Source organism: Pseudomonas moorei (genome assembly GCF_008801475.1).
Classification (GTDB): domain Bacteria; phylum Pseudomonadota; class Gammaproteobacteria; order Pseudomonadales; family Pseudomonadaceae; genus Aquipseudomonas; species Aquipseudomonas moorei.
On record NZ_VZPP01000044.1, the window covers coordinates 1 to 1,091 of the forward strand.

1 protein-coding gene is annotated in these 1,091 nt (G+C 64.2%); it reads right to left on the reverse strand.

What is annotated here, in order from left to right:
* On the reverse strand, positions 1-1,091 hold a 1,091-nt coding region (locus F7R06_RS30650), incomplete at both ends, for a tandem-95 repeat protein (RefSeq protein ID WP_151149737.1).

Here is a 1,091-nt window from a genome sequence, read left to right on the forward strand (position 1 = left end):
ACGCTTTCGCTGAGGTCGGTGAAGCTGTCGTCCACCGGGGTCACGCTGATGTTCAGGGTCGAGGTGACGTCTGCGCCCGAACCGTCGGTGACGGTGTAGGTGACGGTCGGCACTGCGCCGTTGTAATTGGCGTCCGGGGTGAAGGTGTAAGCGCCGTTGGCGCCGATCACCAGGGTGCCGACGTTGGCGATGGTGGCCGTACTGCCGGCCTGGTACTGGGTGCCGTCCACTGTGAAATTAACCACGCTGACCGGGCCGTCGACGCTCGAAGTGCCGGTGAGGACGCTGCCGCTGATGGCGGAGTCTTCGGCCGTGGTTACGCTTTCGCTGAGGTCGGTGAAGCTGTCGTCCACCGGGGTCACGCTGATGTTCAGGGTCGAGGTGACGTCTGCGCCCGAACCGTCGGTGACGGTGTAGGTGACGGTCGGCACTGCGCCGTTGTAATTGGCGTCCGGGGTGAAGGTGTAAGCGCCGTTGGCGCCGATCACCAGGGTGCCGACGTTGGCGATGGTGGCCGTACTGCCCGCTTGGTATTGGGTGCCGTCCACTGTGAAATTAACCACGCTGACCGGGCCGTCAACGCTGCTGGTGCCAGTCAGGACGCTGCCGGTCACCGGCGCGTCTTCCAGCGTGGAGACTGTTTCACTGAGGTCGGTGAAGCTGTCGTCCACCGGGGTCACGCTGATGTTCAGGGTCGAGGTGACGTCCGCACCGGAACCGTCAGTGACGGTGTAGGTGACGGTCGGCACTGCGCCGTTGTAATTGGCGTCCGGGGTGAAGGTGTAGGCACCGTTGGCGCCGATCACCAGGGTGCCGACGTTGGCGATGGTCGCGGTGCTGCCGGCCTGGTATTGGGTGCCGTCCACTGTGAAATTAACCACGCTGACGGGACCGTCAACGCTGCTGGTGCCAGTGAGGACGCTGCCGGTCACCGGAGCGTCTTCCAGCGTGGAGACTGTTTCGCTGAGGTCGGTGAAGCTGTCATCCACTGGGGTGACGCTGATGTTCAGGGTCGAAGTGACGTCCGCACCGGAACCGTCGGTGACGGTGTAGGTCACGGTCGGCACTGCGCCGTTGTAATTGGCGTCCGG